The 19,076-nt window shown below is 71.6% G+C and carries 17 protein-coding genes; 2 read left to right on the top strand and 15 right to left on the bottom strand.

The genetic code is table 11. From position 1 onward, the window contains the following. Positions 1-148: 148 nt before the first annotated feature. The 5 genes from AB0877_RS01860 to tmk all read right to left on the bottom strand — a co-directional run bounded on the left by AB0877_RS01860 (position 149) and on the right by tmk (position 4,946). Complete coding sequence (locus AB0877_RS01860) at positions 149-829, bottom strand: hypothetical protein (RefSeq protein WP_357235045.1); 681 nt, start codon at positions 827-829, stop codon at positions 149-151. Beyond that, a complete protein-coding gene (locus AB0877_RS01865) occupies positions 829-1,134 on the bottom strand; it encodes a hypothetical protein (protein ID WP_366605753.1) in 306 nt (101 codons plus the stop codon). The genes AB0877_RS01860 and AB0877_RS01865 overlap by 1 nt, the downstream gene beginning before the upstream one ends. A 1-nt stretch (position 1,135) precedes the next feature. Beyond that, positions 1,136-1,465, bottom strand: coding sequence for a YbaB/EbfC family nucleoid-associated protein (locus AB0877_RS01870; RefSeq protein WP_053659404.1), 330 nt, complete (start codon positions 1,463-1,465; stop codon positions 1,136-1,138). Between the two features lie 122 nt (positions 1,466-1,587). Next, positions 1,588-2,847 (bottom strand): DNA polymerase III subunit delta', encoded by a 1,260-nt coding sequence (locus tag AB0877_RS01875; protein WP_366605755.1) that lies wholly within the window; start codon positions 2,845-2,847, stop codon positions 1,588-1,590. Then, positions 2,847-4,946, bottom strand: a complete 2,100-nt coding sequence (tmk, locus tag AB0877_RS01880; protein WP_366606167.1) for a dTMP kinase — start codon at positions 4,944-4,946, stop codon at positions 2,847-2,849. The genes AB0877_RS01875 and tmk overlap by 1 nt, the downstream gene beginning before the upstream one ends. 307 nt (positions 4,947-5,253) lie before the next feature. Between tmk and AB0877_RS01885 the strand changes: the two genes are divergently transcribed. Continuing rightward, a complete protein-coding gene (locus tag AB0877_RS01885) occupies positions 5,254-6,459 on the top strand; it encodes an amino acid deaminase/aldolase (RefSeq protein WP_366605757.1) in 1,206 nt (401 codons plus the stop codon). Positions 6,460-6,512: 53 nt separating this feature from the next. Here the strand turns inward: AB0877_RS01885 and AB0877_RS01890 are convergent, their stop codons facing one another. After that, entirely contained in the window at positions 6,513-7,118 is a 606-nt protein-coding gene (locus AB0877_RS01890) for a TetR family transcriptional regulator (protein ID WP_366605759.1), read from the bottom strand. 226 nt (positions 7,119-7,344) lie between these two features. Here AB0877_RS01890 and AB0877_RS01895 point away from each other — a divergent pair, with 226 nt between their 5' ends. Beyond that, positions 7,345-8,661, top strand: coding sequence for a D-arabinono-1,4-lactone oxidase (locus AB0877_RS01895; protein ID WP_366605761.1), 1,317 nt, complete (start codon positions 7,345-7,347; stop codon positions 8,659-8,661). A 37-nt stretch (positions 8,662-8,698) separates the two neighbouring features. Here the strand turns inward: AB0877_RS01895 and AB0877_RS01900 are convergent, their stop codons facing one another. The 9 genes from AB0877_RS01900 to AB0877_RS01940 all read right to left on the bottom strand — a co-directional run bounded on the left by AB0877_RS01900 (position 8,699) and on the right by AB0877_RS01940 (position 18,985). After that, a complete protein-coding gene (locus AB0877_RS01900; RefSeq protein ID WP_366605762.1) occupies positions 8,699-9,799 on the bottom strand; it encodes an SGNH/GDSL hydrolase family protein in 1,101 nt (366 codons plus the stop codon). Then, entirely contained in the window at positions 9,796-10,095 is a 300-nt protein-coding gene (locus AB0877_RS01905) for an antibiotic biosynthesis monooxygenase (RefSeq protein WP_366605763.1), read from the bottom strand. Before AB0877_RS01905 ends, AB0877_RS01900 begins: the two co-directional genes overlap by 4 nt. Beyond that, the gene (locus AB0877_RS01910; protein ID WP_366605765.1) at positions 10,092-10,718 is read right to left on the bottom strand and encodes a TetR/AcrR family transcriptional regulator; all 627 of its coding nucleotides are present in this window, start codon (positions 10,716-10,718) and stop codon (positions 10,092-10,094) included. The genes AB0877_RS01905 and AB0877_RS01910 overlap by 4 nt, the downstream gene beginning before the upstream one ends. Positions 10,719-10,877: 159 nt before the next feature. Further along, positions 10,878-13,718, bottom strand: a complete 2,841-nt coding sequence (topA, locus tag AB0877_RS01915; RefSeq protein WP_366605766.1) for a type I DNA topoisomerase — start codon at positions 13,716-13,718, stop codon at positions 10,878-10,880. 426 nt (positions 13,719-14,144) lie between these two features. Next, positions 14,145-14,885: a hypothetical protein gene (locus AB0877_RS01920; RefSeq protein ID WP_366605768.1), complete on the bottom strand. Its 741-nt coding sequence runs from the start codon at positions 14,883-14,885 to the stop codon at positions 14,145-14,147. After that, on the bottom strand, positions 14,876-15,415 hold the full coding sequence (locus tag AB0877_RS01925; RefSeq protein ID WP_366605770.1) for a hypothetical protein: 540 nt from the start codon (positions 15,413-15,415) through the stop codon (positions 14,876-14,878). The genes AB0877_RS01920 and AB0877_RS01925 overlap by 10 nt, the downstream gene beginning before the upstream one ends. A 102-nt stretch (positions 15,416-15,517) precedes the next feature. After that, the gene (locus AB0877_RS01930) at positions 15,518-17,878 is read right to left on the bottom strand and encodes a sodium-translocating pyrophosphatase (RefSeq protein WP_366605772.1); all 2,361 of its coding nucleotides are present in this window, start codon (positions 17,876-17,878) and stop codon (positions 15,518-15,520) included. 316 nt (positions 17,879-18,194) lie between these two features. Continuing rightward, positions 18,195-18,632, bottom strand: coding sequence for an ATP-binding protein (locus tag AB0877_RS01935; protein ID WP_030334228.1), 438 nt, complete (start codon positions 18,630-18,632; stop codon positions 18,195-18,197). Next, positions 18,629-18,985, bottom strand: coding sequence for an STAS domain-containing protein (locus AB0877_RS01940; RefSeq protein ID WP_030334225.1), 357 nt, complete (start codon positions 18,983-18,985; stop codon positions 18,629-18,631). The genes AB0877_RS01935 and AB0877_RS01940 overlap by 4 nt, the downstream gene beginning before the upstream one ends. Positions 18,986-19,076: the final 91 nt, after the last annotated feature.

The raw sequence follows: 19,076 nt of genomic DNA on the forward strand, positions 1-19,076 counted from the left end.
CCGGCTTCAGGCAGGTGCCCGCGAGCGACGCCGTGGCCTGTCCGAGGCAGAACGGCCACGACTGGAGACCGAAAGGCGGGGCGACGCAGCCACGACCGGAAGGCCGAAATGCGGGGCGACTCGACCACGGTCGGAGGGTCGGGCTCGGCTACCAGCCGACCCGGGTGGGCTGGTCGTAGTGGGGACGCCCGTCCGTTGGCGGACGCCACGCGGTCTCGGCCAGGCTCGGCCCCCACTGACGCAGCAGCGTCTCCGCCCCGTCGTACGCGACGCAAAGCACCGCCAGCACCCGTGCGGCGATCTCGGCGGCGTCGGCCACGCCGGGCCCGACCGGCCCGGGACGGGTCGACGCACCGGTGGCGGTGGCGGCGACCACGGCGACCGCTTCGGCCGAGCGGAGCACGTCGGCCAACGTGCGGGCCAGCGCGAGTCGGCTGCCCTCCACCCAGTCGGCGAGGGCGTCGGCGTAACCGGCGGTGGATTCGAGTCGCCCGACCAGGCTGTCCGGCCCCTCGTCGAGGTGGCGCAGCAGCGCCGCCCGCTGTTGCCCGTACGCCGTGGCGGCCGGACCGGACCAGAGCACCGGGTCGGTGAGCGCGGCGGAGACGTCGTCGTACCCCCGGACGAGCCGGCGCACGGCGTGGCCGGCGCTGGCGAGCGGCACGGGGTGCAGGTCGAGGAAGCCGCGGACCGCGTCGCCCGGCAGCACCTGCATGCGGCGCAGCAGCGGCCAGACCCGGTGCCCCTCGGGGACACCGGCCGCGATCAGCCTGTCCACCCGGCGGAGCAGGTCGAGGCCGGGCTCGGCGAGCCGGTCCAGCGCGTCCATCACGGTTCCCCGGTGAGCCGGCGGCGGGCCGCCCGGTCGACCTCGGCGTAGCGGTCGGCGGCCTCCCGCACGGCAGCCGCGGCGGCGGCCAGTCGACCGGCCGCGGTGCGGGCCTCCCGGGCCCGGTCGTCGGTGGCGGTGGTCCACTGCCGGTGCAGCGCCCGACCGATCTCGCCCGGACGGCCCGGCGCGTCGGCGCCGAACGCGGCCTGGGCCGGATCGCTGGCGGTGACGGTGTGCGAGACGACGGTGAGCGTGGCGCTCGCCTCGTCCAGTCGGGCGGAGAGCGCGCGCAGTGTGTCCATCTCAGGCCCCCGCGAGCGGTCGGTAGGCAGCGAACGTCTCGTTGTGCAGCTTTTCCCGGGCCCATTCGGCGGCGTCGGCCGCCGCGGTGACCGCGGCCTGCACGGAACCGGCGACGTCGCGCGGGCTGCGGCTGTGCAGCGGCCCGAGGAAACGGACGTCGGTGATCCGTCCACCGGCGGTGACCACCACCTCGACCAGGCCGTCCGGCGAGCGGACGGTCACTTCGACGGTCGACACCGCCTGGTCGAACTCGGCCTGGAGGGACTCGATCCGGCGGTAGCGCCGCACCGCCTCCTCGATCCAGGCCTCGTCGATCTCCCCCCGCGGCATCGGCCGACTCCTCCCGGGTGATTCATCACTCAGTGTGGTGCCACCGTCACCACGGCACAGGGACCGTACCGCACCGGAATCGGGCCTGTCGATGCCTGTGGACAACGGCCGGGAAGTGCGGGTCAGCCCTTCCAGAGGGCGAGCATCATCGCCTCGACCGCGATCCGCGGCTTGACGTTCGCCTCGATCGCCGCGCGGCAGGCGAGCACGGCCTCCAACCGGCGCAGCGCGCCCTCGGCGTCCCACTTCTGCGCGCCGGCACCGGCGAGCGCGGCAGTGTCGGTGTGCACCGGGGCGACGGGTGCGCGCAGCGCCATGGTGAGCGCGTCCCGGTAGAAGCCCGCGAGGTCGACGAGCGCCCGGTCCAGTGCGTCCCGCTGGGCCCGGGTGGCCCGGGACTTCTGCCGCTTCTCCAGCTCCTTGAGCTGCCCGGCGGCGCCTCGCAGGGCCCCGGCCGCGCCCCGGCCGGTGCCGCCCGCGCCGAGCGCGGTCTCCAGCGCCGCGCGCTCGGTCGTGTCGGCCTCGGTGACCGACGCCTCGGCCTCCGCTTCGGCCGCCTCGATCAGTGCGGACGCCGCGTCGAACGCCGCGCCGACACCGGTCAACCGGCGGGGCACCGCGAGCACCGCCTCGCGTCGTTTGCGGGCTTCCGGGTCGCGGGCCAGCCGGCGGGCCCGACCCACGTGACCCTGCGCGGCCGCCGCCGCCCACTGCGCCACGTCGGGCGCGATGCCGTCCCGACGCACCAGCACCTCGGCCACCGCGGCGGCCGGCGGCTGCCGCAGGGGTACGACCCGGCAGCGCGACCGGATGGTCACCGAGATGTCATCCGGGTGGGTGGACGGGGCGCAGAGCAGGAAGACCGTCCGCGGCGGTGGTTCCTCGATCGCCTTGAGCAGCGCGTTGCCGGCGGCCTCGGTGAGCCGGTCGGCGTCCTCGATGACCACCACCTGCCAGCGCCCGCCGGACGGGGTGCTGGCCGCGCGGAGTACCAGGGCGCGCATCTCGCCGACGCCGATGGAGAGCCCTTCCGGCACCACCATCCGTACGTCGGCGTTGGTGGCACCCATCGTGGTGTGGCAGCCGGGGCACTCACCGCAGCCGGTGCCGTGCACGCACTGGAGTGCGGCGGCGAACGCGCGGGCGGCGACCGAGCGGCCGGATCCGGGAGGCCCGGTGAAGATCCACGCGTGGGTCATCCCGGCGGACGGGTCCACGCCGGTCACCGCTTCGTCGGCCGTGGACCCGCCACCGCCGGCCGGGCCGGCGGTGACCAACGCGGCTGCGCCGGCACGCAGGACGGCGGCGGCGGCCGCGGCGGCGCGCCGCAGCTCGACCACCGCCTCGTCCTGACCGACCAGGTCGGCGAAGACGTCGGGCATCAGGTCTTGTGCTCCATCGTCACCAGCTCCGCGTCGGATAACTCAGGTTGCACCGAGGTGTCCGGGCCCTGCGCGGGCCGAGGGTGCACGATGCCACCCGGCTTGCCGAGCAACTCCTCGACCCGCCGGACCACCAGCTGGGTGATCTCGTCGGCCGGCCGGGACGCGTCGAGCACCAGGTAGCGCTTCGGGTCGGCGGCGGCGAGGTCGAGGAACGCGTACCGGACGCGCTCGTGGAAGGCGATCGACTCGGCCTCCAGCCGGTCGGTGCCGGTGTTGCGCGAGGCCACCCGGGACAGGCCGGTGCGCGGTTCGACGTCCAGCAGCACCACCAGGTCGGGCTTGAGCCCACCGGTGGCCCAGGAGGAGAGCCAGGAGACCTCGTCGACGGGCAGGGTCCGGCCGGCGCCCTGGTACGCCAGGGACGAGTCGACGTACCGGTCACTGATCACCACGCCGCCCCGAACCAGCGCGGGCCGGACGACGGTGGCCACGTGGTGCGCCCGGTCGGCGGCGTAGAGCAGCGCCTCGGCCCGGGGCGAGGGCGCGTCGTCGCCGGAGGTGTCCAGCACCAGCGACCGGATTCGCCGGCCGACGCCGGTGGCCCCCGGCTCGCGGGTGACCACGACCTCCCGGCCGTGCCCGCGCAGCCGCTCGGAGAGCGCGGTGAGCTGGGTGGATTTTCCCGCGCCCTCGCCGCCCTCGAAGACCACGAAGAGCCCGGCGGAGACGAACGGCTCGGCGGGCATCAGCGGGCGACCCCGGATGGAGCCCCACAGGTCGGCGAGGACCGGGACGCCCTTCTTGTCGTCCATCTGGCCGAACGCGCTGATGCCGGCGAAGATGCCGGCGGCACCGGCGGCGAGCAGCAGCAGTCGGGTGGAGGAGACGGAGATGCCGAGGTCGGCGATTTCCAGCTTGCGCGAGCCACCGACGCCGACCAACACGCTGCTCAGCCCGATGGCGAGGATCAGCACCAGTCGGGTGCCGATCTGCACCACGGCGAAGACCCGGCCCCGCACCTCGTCGGCCACCTCCCCGCCCAGCAGCGTGGTGCCGGCCAGGAAGGCCATCCCGGCACCGGCGCCGACCAGCACCGCGCCGACGATCGCCATGGACAGGTGGATGGCGAAGGCGAGGGTCATCACCGCGGCGCTGGCCAGCACGATGCTCATGCCGAACCAGCGACGCCGGGACATTTCCTTGACGACCATCGGGCCGAGCCCGATGCCGAGCGCCAGGCCGACGAAGATCGCGCCGAAGAGCAGCGAGAACGCGGCATCACCGGCACCCAGTGAGTTGGCGAAGAACTTGGCGGTGCCGACCACGATGCCACCGCCGGCGAACGCGCCGAAGATGCCCAGCACCAGGCCGCGGACGAGCGGGGTCTTGCCGATGTACTTCCAGCCCTCGGAGAACTGCCGGAACATGCTCTGCTCGGAGCGTTCGGCCTCACCCCGTTGCGCCTCGCTGATCTCCTTGATCCCGAATGCCACCACCAGTGCGGTGGCGAGCCGGGAGAAGGCGTTGAACCAGAGGGCGAGCTGGGCCGGCTCGGCCCACGAGGGCAGGTCGCCGCCGACGGCACCACGGACGCCACGGTCGAGCACGGCGAGGCCGATGGCGGCGGCGACGGGGGTGAGGCCGTAGGTGGTGATCAGGGTGAGCTGGTTGGCCGCCTCCAGCCGGGCCCGCGGGATGAGGTTCGGGACCGCGGCCTCCTTGGCCGGGATCCAGAGCAGGGTGAGCGACTCGATCAGGAAGGTGGCGATCAGCGCCCAGCCGACCACCAGGCCGCCCGCGGCCCCGCTGAGGGCGTAGAGCGGAATGGACGCGAAGAGCACGAAGCGCAGCAGGTCGCAGATGACCATCGTCCAGCGGCGGTCGAACCGGTCGGCGAAGACGCCGGCCACCGGGCCGAGCACCAGCGCGGGCAGCAGCCGGATCGCGGTGACCCCGCCGAACGCGGCGCCCTGGGCGGTGCTGCCCTGCACCTGCGAGGCGGCGAAGAGGGCGGTGGCCAGCAGGCCGAGCCAGTCACCGAAGGAGGCTGCGCCGAGCACGATCCAGAGCCGGCGGAACGGCCGGATGCGCAACACGGACCGGATGGCGGCGTAACCGGACGGGTCTGCCTGACCACCGCTGGACGGGTTGGCGCCGTTGCCCGACTTGTCGCTCGAACGCGACACGCCGGGCGACTCGCCGCTGTTCTGGCTTTCGATGGCCGTACCTCCACGTGCCGGCCCATCGCTGGGCACCTCCGGTGCAACACTCTAGACCCGGTGGGGGCCACCCCCCGGGCGACATTCTCCTGCTCGCTGAGCCTAGGCCGCTGGAGGTACCGACCGCAGCCCGGACGTACGCGAGGGTATTTCGCATTCTCCGTCAGACAGTTAGCGTGCACACGTGGCCATCGAAAGCGACAAACTTCGCGAGCGCCTGGATCGGGCGACTGCCCACCTCGACCCCCCGTACGCGGTGGTCGACCTCACCGCCTTCGACGCCAATGCGGCCGCTCTGGCCGACCGAGCCGCCGGAAAACCGGTCCGGCTCGCCAGCAAGTCGGTCCGCAGTCGGGAGTTGATCAGCCGAGCCCTCGCCCGGCCCGGCTGGCAGGGCGTGATGGCCTTCACGGTGCCCGAGGCGATCTGGTTGGTCCGCGCCGGCGTCAGCGACGACGTGCTGGTCGCGTACCCGAGCGCCGACCGGGCCGCCCTCGCCGAGCTGTGCGCCGACCAGACACTCGCCGCCGCGATCACCCTGATGATCGACAGCGCCGGCCAACTCGACCTCGTCGACGCCGTCACGGGCCCGGGGCAGCGCGCCGAGCTACGGCTCTGCCTGGATCTGGACGCCTCCTGGCGACCGGTGCGCGGGGTGCACGTCGGCGTCCGTCGCTCACCGGTGCACAGCGCTCGGGCGGCCGGCGCGCTCGCCGCCGCCGTCGCCGGTCGGCCCGGCTTCCGGCTGGTCGGGCTCATGTCGTACGAGGCGCAGATCGCCGGCCTGGGTGACGCGCCGCCGGGTAAGACGCTGCTGGCGGGCGCGATCAGGCTGGCCCAGCGCGGGTCGTACCGGGAGTTGCTGGCCCGCCGTGGTGCGGCGGTCGCTGCGGTACGCGAGCACGCCGACCTGGAGTTCGTCAACGGCGGCGGCACCGGCAGCATGGCCGCGACCAGCGCCGATCCCGCGGTAACCGAGATCACCGCGGGATCGGGCCTGTACGGGCCGACGCTCTTCGACGCCTACCGCGCCTGGCGGCCCACCCCGGCGGCGTTCTTCGCCTGCGCGGTGGTCCGCCGACCGACACCGGAGTTGGCGACGGTGCTCGGCGGTGGCTGGATCGCCTCCGGCCCGGCCGCCGACAGTCGACTGCCCCGGCCGTGGCTACCGGCCGGGCTGAAGCTGGTCGGCACCGAGGGCGCCGGCGAGGTGCAGACCCCGCTGTCCGGAGCGGCGGCGGCCGGGCTGCGCGTCGGCGACCGGGTGTGGTTCCGGCACGCCAAGGCGGGTGAGCTGTGCGAACGGGTCAACGAGCTGCACCTGATCGAGGGCGACAGGCTCGTGGCGACCGTCCCCACCTACCGGGGTGAGGGGCAGGCTTTCCTCTGAGACCGGACAGCCGCCCCCACCACCGCCGGCCGGGGCCGGCGCCCCACGCCGACTCAGGCGTGTTGGGGCGCCTCGGCCTGCTGGCCGACCACGGGCCGACCGTTCTCCGGGCCGTCGACCTGGCGGTGCAGGTACTCCCGGATCAACGCCTTCGCCTCCAGCAGCACCCGCTCGTCACCGTCGGACTTCCGACGGAACGCGAGCTTGATCAGCGCGTCCGCCGCCTCGACGGCGATCTCCAGCACGAAGCGCAGCTTGGGCACGTCGGTGAGCCCGAAACGCTCGGTGAGCACCCGGGCCAACTGGTCGGCGATCACGCCGTTGTTGTCCCGCTGCTCGTCGAGCAGGTGCAGGTCGACCACGTCGCCGAAGTGCAGGGTACGGAAGCCGGGGACGGTGCGGTGCATCGTGATGTACTCGTCGATGCCCGCGTCGACGCCGTCCCACCAGTGGGTCATCTCGTCGGAGGCGAACCGCTCGTCGAGGCGCTGGAGGTAGGACTCCATGGTCCGCAGGGTCAACGCCTGCACGATGGCTCGCTTGTCCGGGAAGAACTGGTAGACCGACCCGATCGCCACCTCGGCCCGCTCGGCCAGCAGGGTGGTGGTCAGCCCCTCGTACCCCACCTCGTCGACGAGTTCGGCGCAGGCATCCAACATGCGCTGTACCCGCGCGACACTTCGACCTTGCACCGGTACGCGGCGCAGCGGCCCGGTCGTGGCGGCTGGTGTGGACACTCTGCGCCACCCCCCTTCGACGGATGAACATATCTCCACGTCACGAGTCCGTGACTACCGGTACAACGAGCGGATCGCAATTGCGGTATTTACCAGCTAGAACGTTCCTGATATGAAGTCAGTTCATATTCATGAATGAGGAGCGCGCATGGTCCGCACCGCACCCCTCGGGGCTGGATGGTCCAACTGGGCCGGGAACCAGCGTGGCAGCGCCAGCGCGATCCTGCGCCCCGGCTCGCCGAGCGAGGTCGCAGAAGCCGTCAGATCCACCGCCGACGACGGCGGTCGGATCCGGGTGACGGGCAGCGGCCACTCGTTCACCGCCGTCGCGCTCGCCGACGACCGTCGGATGGACCTGTCCGACCTGGACACCACCGTCAGCGTGGACGTCGCACACCGACTGGTCACCGTGCCGGCGGGCATGACCCTGCACGCGCTCAACGGCCTGCTCGCCCGGCACGGCCTCGCCCTGCCCAACCTCGGCGACATCGACGCGCAGACCGTCGCCGGGGCGATCTCCACCGGCACCCACGGCACCGGGGCCGGCTACGGGTGCCTCTCCACCTTCGTCGAGGCGATCACCCTGGTCACCGGCACCGGCGAGGTGCTGCGCTGCTCCGCCGACGAGCACCCCGACGTCCTCGCCGCCGCTGGGGTGTCGCTCGGCGCGCTCGGCGTCCTGGTCGAGGTGACCCTGCGTTGCGTGGACGCCTTCGTCCTGCGCGCCCACGAACGACCGGCCGAACTCGCCGACGTGCTCGGCGAACTACCCGAGCTGATCGGCCGGCACGACCACGTCGAGTTCTACTGGTTCCCGTACACGTCCCGCGTCCAGGTCAAGGCCAACGACCGGGTACCCGCCAACGACCGGCCGCTGTCCCGCTGGCGCGGCTGGGTGGACGACGACTTCCTGTCCAACCGGGTCTTCGCCGGCGCCTGCCGACTCGGCCGAGCCGTGCCCGCGCTGGCCCCGGGGATCAGCGCGGTGTCCGCCCGCGCCCTCACCGAACGGCAGTACACCGGACGCTCCGACCGGGTCTTCTGCACACCGCGCCGGGTCCGCTTCGTGGAGATGGAGTACGGCCTGCCCCGGGAGGCGTTGCCCGAGGCGCTCGCCGCGCTCCAGCGGATCGTGGACGGCCTGCCGTTCAAGGTGCTCTTCCCGGTGGAGGTGCGATTCACCGCCGCCGACGACATCTGGCTCTCGCACGGCTACGGCCGGGACAACGCCTACATCGCCGTGCACCAGTACGTCGGCATGCCGTACGAGCCGTACTTCCGGGCCTTCGAGCAGGTGACCGCCGGGCTGGGCGGCCGCCCGCACTGGGGCAAGCTGCACTACCGCGACGCCGCCTCGCTGGCCACCGCGTACCCCCGCTTCGCGGACTTCCAGGCCGTCCGCGACCGGCTCGACCCCCACCGCGTCTTCACCAACCCCCACCTGAAGCACGTCCTCGGGGTCTGACGGCTCACCTCGGTACGCGCCGTCGCGGTGACCAGCCTTAGAGCGCCAGGTCGTCCAGGTTCACCGCGTCGGCCATCGCCTGCGCGCCCCGGTCGTTCAGGTGCATGCCGTCGCCGCTGTCCAGCGCGGGGTGGATATGGTCGGGGGCGTGCGGATCCGCGACGGCGCTCGCCACATCGAAGACGGCGTCGAAGGCGTCCGTCGTACGGATCCAGTCGTTCACCTCGCGTCGGGTGGCGAGGCCAGCCGGCGTGCTGATCTCCGGGCCGGCACCCGCGAAGGGGCCGATGGTGGCGACGACGATCCGCAGGCCGGCGCCGTGGGCGCGGTCGGCCAGCGCCCGGAAGCCCCCGACGAGAGCGTCGGCGGTGACGGCCGGCTCGCCCAACATGACCGGGAGACCGAGGTCGTTGATACCGAAGTGGACCAGGACGTGGGTCAGGGCGGGGATGGAGAGGACGTCACTGTCGAAGCGCGCCAGCGCGTGTTCACCGACACCGTCACGCAGGAGCCGGTTGCCGGCGATGCCCTGGTTGACCACCCACCCGCGCTTCAGACGCCGGTTGAGGACGTCGACCGAGCGACGATTCGCGCTCGTCGTGGTCCCGACGCCTTCGAACCAGGAGTCGCCGAAGGCCACGGCGACAGCGGTGTCCCGGGGGGCGAGCACGTCCACGCCCGCGAGGTGGTACCGGGCCTCGACCTGCTCGGCCCCCACCAGATCGGGAGAGGTGACGTGATTCCCGTCGACTATCCGGGCGACCTCGGCCGGCTTGTGCGAATGGGTGGCCAGACCGGTCCGCTCCGGAAGGTAGAGGCTCAGCACCAGATCCGTGCCGGCCGCGACGGGGATGCCCACCGGGTCGGTGACCGCCTCCTCGCCCGCCGGGATGACGTGGCGCTCCGCGCCGTCGACGGTGAGAGCCACCCACTGGCCGTCGACGGCGACCGTGGCAGCTCCGATGGTCAACGGGGTGCGGCCGTAGCGGTTCGTCAGCCGTACCCGGAATGCCTCCCCGCCGCCGGCCAGGTGCAGCACCTGACGGACGGTCTGATCGGCGAAGCCACGGGGTTCGCTGAACTGGAGCTGCTCGTACGGGCTGAGCAACCCGGTACGGAAGCCGGCGGTCCAGATCACGGCTGGTCCAGGTCGGTGGTCGTGCCCTCCTCCATGCTGATCACTGATTCGATCAGCGAGAAGAACGTCTGGATGCCGGGCAGGTTGGCGCCCCGGCTGCGGGATTCGGCGTAGTCCTCGGACGAGGCCCAGAAGACGACGTCCAGCCACTCGTCGGCCGTCAGCCGGATCAGTCGCGCACCGAGGAAGCCACCACGGTCGGCCTGGAAGTCCCGCAGCATCGCCGGCCGCGCGGCCAGCAGGGCGTCCGCGTGCTCGTCGGGAACGCGGAAACGGGTGATCTCGACGGTGGTCATCGTGCCTCGATCCGTTCGGGTTGGGAGCCGTTGACGCCCAGCATCAGCCTGAGTTGGGTCAGGAGAACATCGCGGAAGTCCGCCGGTGCCGGCGTGGAATGGTGCTGGACGCGAGAGATGATCAGACCGGCCAGCGCCGAGAGCAGCAGGTCCGTCACCGCCTCGGCGTCGTGGGCCAGCGTGAACGCACCCCGGGCAGCGCCTTCCCGGACAGCGGCCAGGAAGGGTGCCCGGTACCGCTCCTGCACGTTGGCGCTGTAGTCGCGCAGCTCGTCGTCGCGCATCGCGGAGCGCCAGAACTCGACCAGAACCTGTCGGGTCTGCTCCGAGTTGTGCAGGCTCCGGTCGACCAACGCGACAAGTCGTCGCCACGGATCGTCCTCGGCGGTGGAGACGGCGCGCAGGGCCTCCACCTCCCGGTCGGTGAACACCTGCATCGCTTCGATGATCATGTCTTCGCGGGAGCCGAAGTAGGTCTGGAGGGTGCTGATGGCCACCCCACCGGCAGCCGACACGTCCGTGAAGCGGGTGTTCTCGTAGCCGCGGGTGGCCAGGACGCCGGCAACGGCGTCGAGAACGGCATCCCGCTTCTCTCCGCCCGCACGCCTCTTCCTTGTCGGCATGGCCATACGGTACGACGGTACCGGCGAAACCGCGAAGGCCCCGGCCGCTCGCGTGACCCGAAACACCACAAAATAGATCTTGGACAGTTTCCGTCGGAAACTGTCCAAGATCTGGAGCGTCGGAACGGTGCCACCCGACGGGTCGGACGGCGCGGCGGGCTACTCCGTGCTGGTGGCGGCCTTGCGCGGGGCGGCCTTCTTCGCCGGAGCCTTCTTCGCCGCCGTCGCCTTGGCAGTGGTGGTCTTCTTCGCGGCCGTGGACTTGCTGGCGGCAGCCGTCTTCTTGGTGGCCGTCGCCTTCTTCGCCGGGGCCTTCTTCGCCGCCGCCTTCTTCCGCGGCGCCGGACCCTTCGCCCGCTTCTCGGCCAGCATCTCGGACGCTTCCTCGATGGTCAGCGCCTCCGGCGTCTGGCCGCGCCGCAGCGACGCGTTGAACTCCCCGTCGGTCACGTACGGACCGAACCGACCGTCCTTGATCACCAACGGCTTCTCGGTCGCCGGGTCCACGCCCATCTCGCGCAGCGGCGGTGCCGCGGCTCGCCGTCCACGGGTCTTCGGGGCGGCCAGCAGAGCCAGCGCCTCGTCCAGACCGACGGTGAACATCTGGTCCTCTGACTCCAGCGAACGGAACTCCTCGCCCCGCTTGACGTACGGGCCGTAGCGACCGTTGTTCGCGAAGATCTCGACGCCGTCCGGCGCGACACCGATCAGCCGGGGAAGGCTGAGCAGCTTGAGCGCCTCCTCCAGGGTCAGCGACTCCGGGGTCTGCGTACGCAGCAGCGACGACTTCCGCTCGCCGCTGGACACGTACGGGCCGAACCGGCCGGACTTGAGCACGATCGGCTCGCCGGTGCCGGGGTCGTCGCCGAGCTTGCGCTCGCCGCTGCCGCCGAGGAACAGCTCGTGCACCTTCTCCGGGGTCAGCTCGTCCGGGGCCAGGCCCTCGGGGATCGGCGCCCGGTCACCCTGGGCACCGGCCTCCTCGCCCTCGCCCGAAGCAGCGGCCGGTGCCGGCTGCTCGCCGCCGGGCAGCTCCCGTTGCAGGTACGGCCCGTAGCGGCCGACCCGCACGACGACCTCGCGGCCGTCGTCGTCGGTGAAGAGCGGGATGGAGTTGACGCTGCGGGCGTCGATGTCGTTGAGGTTCTCGGTGACCAGCTTCTTGAGCCCGCCGGAACGAGCGATGTCCTGGTCGCCGGCACCGTTGGAGCTGCCGAAGTAGAACGCGGTGAGGAAGTCGACCGCGGCGTGGTCACCGCCGGCGATCTCGTCCAGCTCGTTCTCCATGGTGGCGGTGAAGTCGTAGTCGATCAGGCGGGGGTAGTGCCGCTCCATCAGCCCGATCACCGCGAAGGCCAGGAAGGTCGGGATCATCGCCTGGCCGCGCTTGGTGACGTACCCCCGGTCCTGGATCGTCTGCATGATCGACGCGTAGGTCGACGGACGGCCGATGCCCAGCTCTTCCAGGGCCTTGACCAGCGACGCTTCGGTGTAGCGCGACGGCGGCTGGGTGTGGTGACCCTGCGCGGCCAGCTCGTCGGCGGTCAGCGGCTGGTCCTTGACCAGGGTGGGCAGCCGGCGCTCGGCGTCCTCGGCCTCGGCGTTCTCGTCGTCGCTCGACTCGACGTAGGCGCGCAGGAAGCCCGGGTCGGTGATGGTCTTGCCGGTCGCGCCGAAGTCCGCTTCCTCCTGCGACGTGGAGACCGCCCGGATGCGCACCGACACGCTGGAGCCGACCGCGTCGGTCATCTGCGAGGCGATGGTGCGCCGCCAGATCAGCTCGTAGAGCTTGAACTCCTCGGCGGACAGCTCCTTGGCCACCTCACCCGGGGTACGGAAGTTGTCCCCCGCCGGGCGGATCGCCTCGTGCGCCTCCTGCGCGTTCTTCACCTTGCCGGTGTAGCGGCGCGGCTCCGGCGGAACGCTGCGCTCGCCGTACAGCTCGACGATCTGTCGGCGGGCCGCCGAGATGGCGGTCTCCGACAGGTTGACCGAGTCGGTACGCATATAGGTGATGTAGCCGTTCTCGTACAGGCGCTGCGCGGTGCGCATCGTCTGCTGCGAGGACAGGCGCAGCTTGCGGGCCGCCTCCTGCTGGAGGGTCGAGGTGATGAACGGCGCGTACGGGCGACGGCGGTAGGGCTTCTCCTCGACCCGGGTGACGGTGAACGGCCGCCCCTCCAGTCGGGCCGCGAGACCCCGGGCGCCACTCTCGTCGAGGTGCACGACGCCGGCGCCGGCCCGGACCCGACCGGTGGTCGGCTCGAAGTCCTTACCGGTGGCGATCCGGTCGCCGTTCAACGCGATCAGCGTGGCGTTGAAGTTCCGCGGGCCCTCGCCGGCGTTCGCCACCGCGAGGGTGGCCAGGATGTCCCAGTACTCGGCGGTGCGGAAGGCCATCCGCTGGCGCTCCCGCTCGACCACGATGCGGGTCGCCACGGACTGCACCCGGCCGGCCGAGAGCCGCGGCATGACCTTCTTCCACAGCACGGGGGAGACCTCGTAGCCGTACAGGCGGTCGAGGATCCGGCGCGCCTCCTGGGCGTCCACCAGATCGCGGTCGATCTCCCGAGGGTTGGCCACCGCCGCCTGGATCGCCGGCTTGGTGATCTCGTGGAAGACCATCCGCTTGACCGGGACCTTGGGCTTGAGCGTCTCGACCAGGTGCCAGGCGATGGCCTCGCCCTCACGGTCCTCATCCGTCGCCAGGAGGATCTCGTCGACTTCCTTCGCCAGCTTCACCAGCTTGCTGATCTGCTGCTTACGGTCGGCGGAGACGACGTAGAGCGCCTGGAAGCCGTTGTCGACGTCCACCCCGAGCCGGGCCCAGGGCTCCTTCTTGTGCTTGGCCGGCACGTCGGCGGCGTTGCGTGGCAGGTCGCGGACGTGACCGAAGCTGGCCTCCACGACGTACCCCGGGCCGAGGTAGCCCGAGATCGTCTTGGCCTTCGCCGGTGACTCGACGATGACCAGACGGGTGGTTCCAGCGTTGCTCGGCACGTCTCTCCCCGACCTCACTCCTGCTCGTGGCCTGCCGGCGCCCGGACAGCGACCGCTTTCGACCCCGCCGTCGCACCGGCGGTCCGGATGTCCAACGTAACGCGCCGCCCGCGTTTCGGGTTTCGCGGGCCGCAAACCGCTTCGACGCGGCTGTCGACGCCACTCCGCCGCGCTCGGCACTGCCGGACGGCGCCACCGTACACCGTGGGTAGGGCTCGAAGCGGGTCACTGTGACGATGGTGGGCCCACGACCCACCCGTTTTCCGCCTGGATCGACCCGCCGTCTGTCCGGCACCAGACACCCGGCCACACCGTCCCAAGCCGCCGCCCAATCGCGTCGATCATGGACTTATGGTGGGCGTTTTAGCCACGGACGAGCAATACGTCCACCAGCACAACTCCATGATCGACGCGATGAGGGGTGGGTCAGGTCGGCCAGGCTTCGAGTGGCGTTGCGGGCGGCGGCCCGCCGACCAGCTCGGCGAGCCGCGCCAATCGGCGGCGGCCGGTGATCCGGTACGCCGGGCCGCCCTCACCCGGGCCGAGCAACGTTCCGGCCAGCCCCGCCGAGGCGAGCGCCACGCCGATCGGCTCCCAACACTCCTGGTCGTCGACGCCCAGACGCAACAGGAAGCAGTCCGGAGGCTCCGGCGTCCCGGCGGCGGCGAGCCACAGCCGCAACCGCCGACCGGTCAGGTGGAACGCGGCCGGCGGGCGCTTCGTCGTACCCTGCAGCCAGGCGGCCGCCAGCGGCTTCAAGACCCGGGTGTACGACGTACGGACGGCGTGTCCCGCGCCCTCGGTCGGCTCCCAGCTCGCCGCCAACCCCCGCGCCGCCAGCTCGGCGACGAGCACGTGCACCCGCCAGGCGGCGTCCACCTGCACCGAGAGCCGGGCGGTCCCGCCCATCCGGACCACCTCGGCCGGCCCGGCCAGCAGCCCGGCCAGGTCGGCGACGGTCGGTTCGGCCGCGTCCGCGCCGAAGAAGACAAGTTGCCGGTCCGCGTCGTCGCTCTGGGGCGGGCCGTTGCGAACGTCGGGCGACGAGCGGTCCTGCGGCGCGCCGCCACGGCGTCGCCCGGGAGTGGGCGTGTCGGACTCGGGCGCGGGAAACAGCGCCGGGGGCGGCTGCGCCTTCCCGGTGTCACCGAGCCCGCTCAGCGACACTCCGGCACCTCGTCGAATGCCTGTTTCAACTCCTCGGAGTTGAGCTTGCTGGTGTCCAGCGCGCCGGCGTCGTACTCCTTGTTGAGGGTCTCCACCGCGGCCCGCACGCCGTCGTAGAACGCCGTCGCCTCGCCGGTGCCCAGGCCGTCGATGGTGTCCCGGGCACGGCCGTACGCGTCCCGCATCTTCCCCAGGGAGGTGCGGAAACCCGCGGAGATGGCCTCGCCGTTCTCCGCCTCCGGGATGCCCGCCTTCTCCACCTTGCGGCGCGCGGCCTCGCTGGCCTGCTCCGCCCCGTCGAAGAGCCGCACCAGGTTCTCCTTGGCCTGCGCCGGCGTGGTCTGCGCGGTCATCTGCTCGTCCGTGCTGCTGGTCAGCTTGTTGATCTCGGAGCGCCACGGGGTGAGGGCGCCGCAGACCGAGGCCGCCCAGGCCCGTGGGCTGGGACCCCCGCCGCAGCCGGCCAGAACGACGATCGTGGCCAGGACCACCGTGAGCTTTCCGGCGGCAGACGCCCGGCACGTACGCATGCGTTGCAGCGTACGGCCTTTGGCCAGGTGTGGCACCGGGCCGGACGGCCGGGGTCCCCGGTCGACAAGCCACGTCGACCGGGGACCCGGGCCGTTACTGGATCAGGCGTTGACCGTCTCCGGGCGGTGGTCGGTGCTGCCCGCGCCGGTGTTGCCGTCGGCGTCCGAGTCGGACATCGCGATGCCCTTGCGCTTGCTGAACACCACCGACGCCACGATGATCAGCGTCGCGACCAGGGCGATGCCGATCCGCAGGCCGACGTTGCGGTCGTCGCCGACGCTCCAGGCCACCACGGCGGGCGCGATCAGCAGCGAGACCAGGTTCATCACCTTGATCAGCGGGTTGATCGCCGGGCCGGCGGTGTCCTTGAACGGGTCACCGACGGTGTCGCCGATGACCGTGGCGGCGTGCGACTCGGAGCCCTTGCCGCCGTACGCGCCGTCCTCGACCAGCTTCTTGGCGTTGTCCCAGGCCCCACCGGAGTTGGACAGGAACACCGCCATCAGGGTGCCGGCACCGATCGCACCGGCCAGGTACGCCGCGAGCGCGCCGGGCCCGAGGCCGAAGCCGACAGCGATCGGCGCCAGGATGGCCAGCAGACCGGGGGTCATCAGCTCGCGCTGCGCGTCCCGGGTGCAGATGTCGACGACCTTGCCGTACTCCGGGCGCTGGGTGCCGTCCATGATGCCGGGCAGCTCACGGAACTGCCGGCGGACCTCCATCACCACGGCGCCGGCCGAGCGGGACACCGCGTTGATGGCCAGCCCGGAGAAGAGGAAGACCACCGCCGCGCCGATGATCAGGCCGACCAGGTTGCGCGGGTTCGCCACGTTCAGCGCGTTGAGGATCTCGTTGCCGACGTCGCCCACGCCCGCCGTCGCGTACGCGCTGCTGAGCGTGTCGGTGTACGAGCCGAACAGCGCGGTCGCCGCGAGCACCGCCGTGGCGATCGCGATGCCCTTGGTGATCGCCTTGGTGGTGTTGCCGACCGCGTCCAGCTCGGTCAGCGTGCGCGCGCCGTGCTCGTCGATGTCGCCGGACATCTCGGCGACGCCCTGGGCGTTGTCGGAGATCGGGCCGAAGGTGTCCATCGCGACGATCACGCCGACGGTGGTGAGCAGCCCGGTGCCGGCCAGCGCCACCGCGAACAGCGACAGCGTGATGGAGCTGCCGCCGAGCAGGAACGCGCCGAAGACGCCCGCGCCGATCAGCACCGCCGAGTAGACCGCCGATTCCAGACCGATGCTGATGCCGGCGAGGATGACGGTGGCGGCACCGGTCTGCGAGCTCTTGCCGATGTCCTGTACCGGCCGCTTGTTGGTCTCGGTGAAGTAGCCGGTCAGCGCCTGGATCGCGGCGGCCAGCACGATGCCGATCACGACCGCGCCGATGGCCACCAGTCGCGGGTTGCCGCTGGCGTCGGTGAGACCGCTGTCGAACTCGCCGAAGGTCGCCGGCAGGTACGCGTAGGCGGCGATCGCCACCAGCACCGCGGAGAGTACAGCCGACAGGTAGAAGGCCCGGTTGATCGCGGTCAGGCCGTTGCGGTCGGACGCGCGCAGGCGGGTGATGAAGACGCCGACGATCGCGATCAGCACGCCGATGGTGGAGATGATCAGCGGGAAGACCAGGCCCTGCTCGCCGAAGGCGGCGCGACCGAGGATCAGCGCGGCGACCAGCGTGACCGCGTACGACTCGAACAGGTCGGCGGCCATACCGGCGCAGTCACCGACGTTGTCGCCCACGTTGTCGGCGATGGTGGCGGCGTTGCGCGGGTCATCCTCGGGGATGCCCTGCTCGACCTTGCCGACCAGGTCGGCGCCGACGTCGGCGGCCTTGGTGAAGATGCCGCCACCGACCCGCATGAACATCGCGAGCAGGGCGGCGCCGAAGCCGAAGCCCTCCAGCACCGTGGGCGCGTCACCCCGGTAGACGAGGACGACCAGCGCCGCACCGAAGAGGCCGAGGCCGACGGTGAGGAAGCCGACGACACCGCCGGTCCGGAAGGCGATCTTCATGGCCGCCTCGCGGCCACCGACCCGCTCCCGTGCGGCGGCGGCCACCCGCAGGTTGGCGCGGGTGGCCAGCCACATGCCGGCACCGCCGATGAACGCGCTGAACAGGGCGCCCACCACGAAGAAGAGCGAGCGGCCGATCTTCACGGCCAGCTCACTGCCGTCGGTGTCGTGCACCGGAAGAAGGAAGAGCAGCACGACGGCGACGACGACGAAGATCGCCAGGGTGCGGAACTGTCGGAGCAGGTAGGCCGAAGCGCCCTCCTGGACCGCCCCCGAGATCTCCTGCATTTTTTCGGTGCCCCTACCAGCGGCCAGCACCGTTTTCGTCAGGGCGGCAGCGAAACCAAGTGCCACCAGCGCGACGACCGCGGCGATGACGACGTAGGTGACATTGCTTCCGGTAAGGGAAAGCCCGCCGCCGTCGGCGGCCAAGGTCTCGGACATCTGTGTCCTCCTGTTACCGAACAATCGCGCCGGTGAGTGGAGACGCACTGACCGACGCCTGGATGCGGACTCGCAAGCGCGCGCCAACCCACCAGCGGACCAGCGATGAACACCCATACCCGCTGGCTGCGGGATAGGTCACTTGCTGACAACCCGGGTACTGTAGCCCTCCACAGTGTTGGAGGTCACACCCAGGTGGCACCGTGTCGCGATGATCTTCGTCGCTGTGTTATGAAACTAAATCTGATATAGGGCCCCATCCATGCAAAGAAGGCCGCATCCCCAGCAGGGGACGCGGCCTACACGGCGGAACCGGTCAGCGGCCGACCGGCCACACCATCCGCACCTCGGTGCCGATGCCCTCGTCGACCGGGCGCACCTGGAGGTCCTCGACGAAACCGGCGAGCAGCGCGAAGCCGACGCCGGTGGTGAGCGCCTCGTCGGTCAGCGACTCGTTGGCCAGCTCGTCCGGCGGCAGCGCGGTCAGACCGATACCCGCCTCGATGGGCGCCCGGTCCACCACCCGCACGGCGTACGAGCCACCGTCGGACATCTCGACCAGCACCGGGTCGGCCAGGCCGTACTGCCGGTGCAGGGCCACCGCGCGGGTGCACGCCTCACCGATGGCCAGGCGCACCTCGTCCAGCAGGTCCTCCCGCACCCCGGCCCGCCGGGCGACGGCGACGCCGACCAGGCGGGCGGTGCGCACGTGCACCGGAGCGGGCGAGAAGGAGAGCTTGACTGTCGCCATCACGCGCCGGCGCCCGCCGAGTCGGCGCTGACCGCCGCGTCGACCGTCGGGTGCAGCGGAAACACCTGGTCCAGCGCGGTGATCCGGAAGATCTTGAGCAGTGGCTCCTTGTCGCAGACCAGCGCGAACGAACCGCCGGCCGAGCGAAGCCGCTTGAGCGCGCCGACCAGCACCCCCAGCCCGGTCGAGTCGAGGAAGTCCACCCGACCGAGGTCCACCACCACGTGACGGGCGCCACCGTCGATCAGTTCGAGGAGTCGCTCACGGAGCCGGGGCGCGGTGTAGACGTCCACCTCACCACCGACCTCGAGCACCGTGTGCTCGCCCACGGTGCGGGTCGCCAGTGACAGCTCCATCGGTCCTCCTCGCCAGAGCCGTAAACTCTCGTGGGCATCTAACCACTACCGCCGGGGCGGCCTGCGGACGCCAGCGGAGGCTTCCCCTTAC

The organism is Micromonospora sp. NPDC047644 (assembly GCF_040704315.1).
In the GTDB taxonomy this organism is placed as follows: Bacteria; Actinomycetota; Actinomycetes; order Mycobacteriales; family Micromonosporaceae; genus Micromonospora.

Excerpts from the sequence above, each read along its gene's own strand:
- AB0877_RS01860 (WP_357235045.1), bottom strand. The coding sequence starts at position 829 with ATGGACGCGCTGGACCGGCTCGCCGAGCCCGGCCTCGACCTGCTCCGC.
- AB0877_RS01925 (WP_366605770.1), bottom strand. The coding sequence starts at position 15,415 with ATGCGTACGTGCCGGGCGTCTGCCGCCGGAAAGCTCACGGTGGTCCTG.
- AB0877_RS01940 (WP_030334225.1), bottom strand. The coding sequence starts at position 18,985 with ATGGAGCTGTCACTGGCGACCCGCACCGTGGGCGAGCACACGGTGCTC.
- AB0877_RS01890 (WP_366605759.1), bottom strand. The coding sequence starts at position 7,118 with ATGTTGGATGCCTGCGCCGAACTCGTCGACGAGGTGGGGTACGAGGGG.
- AB0877_RS01865 (WP_366605753.1), bottom strand. The coding sequence starts at position 1,134 with ATGGACACACTGCGCGCGCTCTCCGCCCGACTGGACGAGGCGAGCGCC.
- AB0877_RS01895 (WP_366605761.1), top strand. The coding sequence starts at position 7,345 with ATGGTCCGCACCGCACCCCTCGGGGCTGGATGGTCCAACTGGGCCGGG.
- AB0877_RS01875 (WP_366605755.1), bottom strand. The coding sequence starts at position 2,847 with ATGCCCGACGTCTTCGCCGACCTGGTCGGTCAGGACGAGGCGGTGGTC.
- AB0877_RS01905 (WP_366605763.1), bottom strand. The coding sequence starts at position 10,095 with ATGACCACCGTCGAGATCACCCGTTTCCGCGTTCCCGACGAGCACGCG.
- AB0877_RS01910 (WP_366605765.1), bottom strand. The coding sequence starts at position 10,718 with ATGCCGACAAGGAAGAGGCGTGCGGGCGGAGAGAAGCGGGATGCCGTT.
- AB0877_RS01870 (WP_053659404.1), bottom strand. The coding sequence starts at position 1,465 with ATGCCGCGGGGGGAGATCGACGAGGCCTGGATCGAGGAGGCGGTGCGG.
- AB0877_RS01930 (WP_366605772.1), bottom strand. The coding sequence starts at position 17,878 with ATGTCCGAGACCTTGGCCGCCGACGGCGGCGGGCTTTCCCTTACCGGA.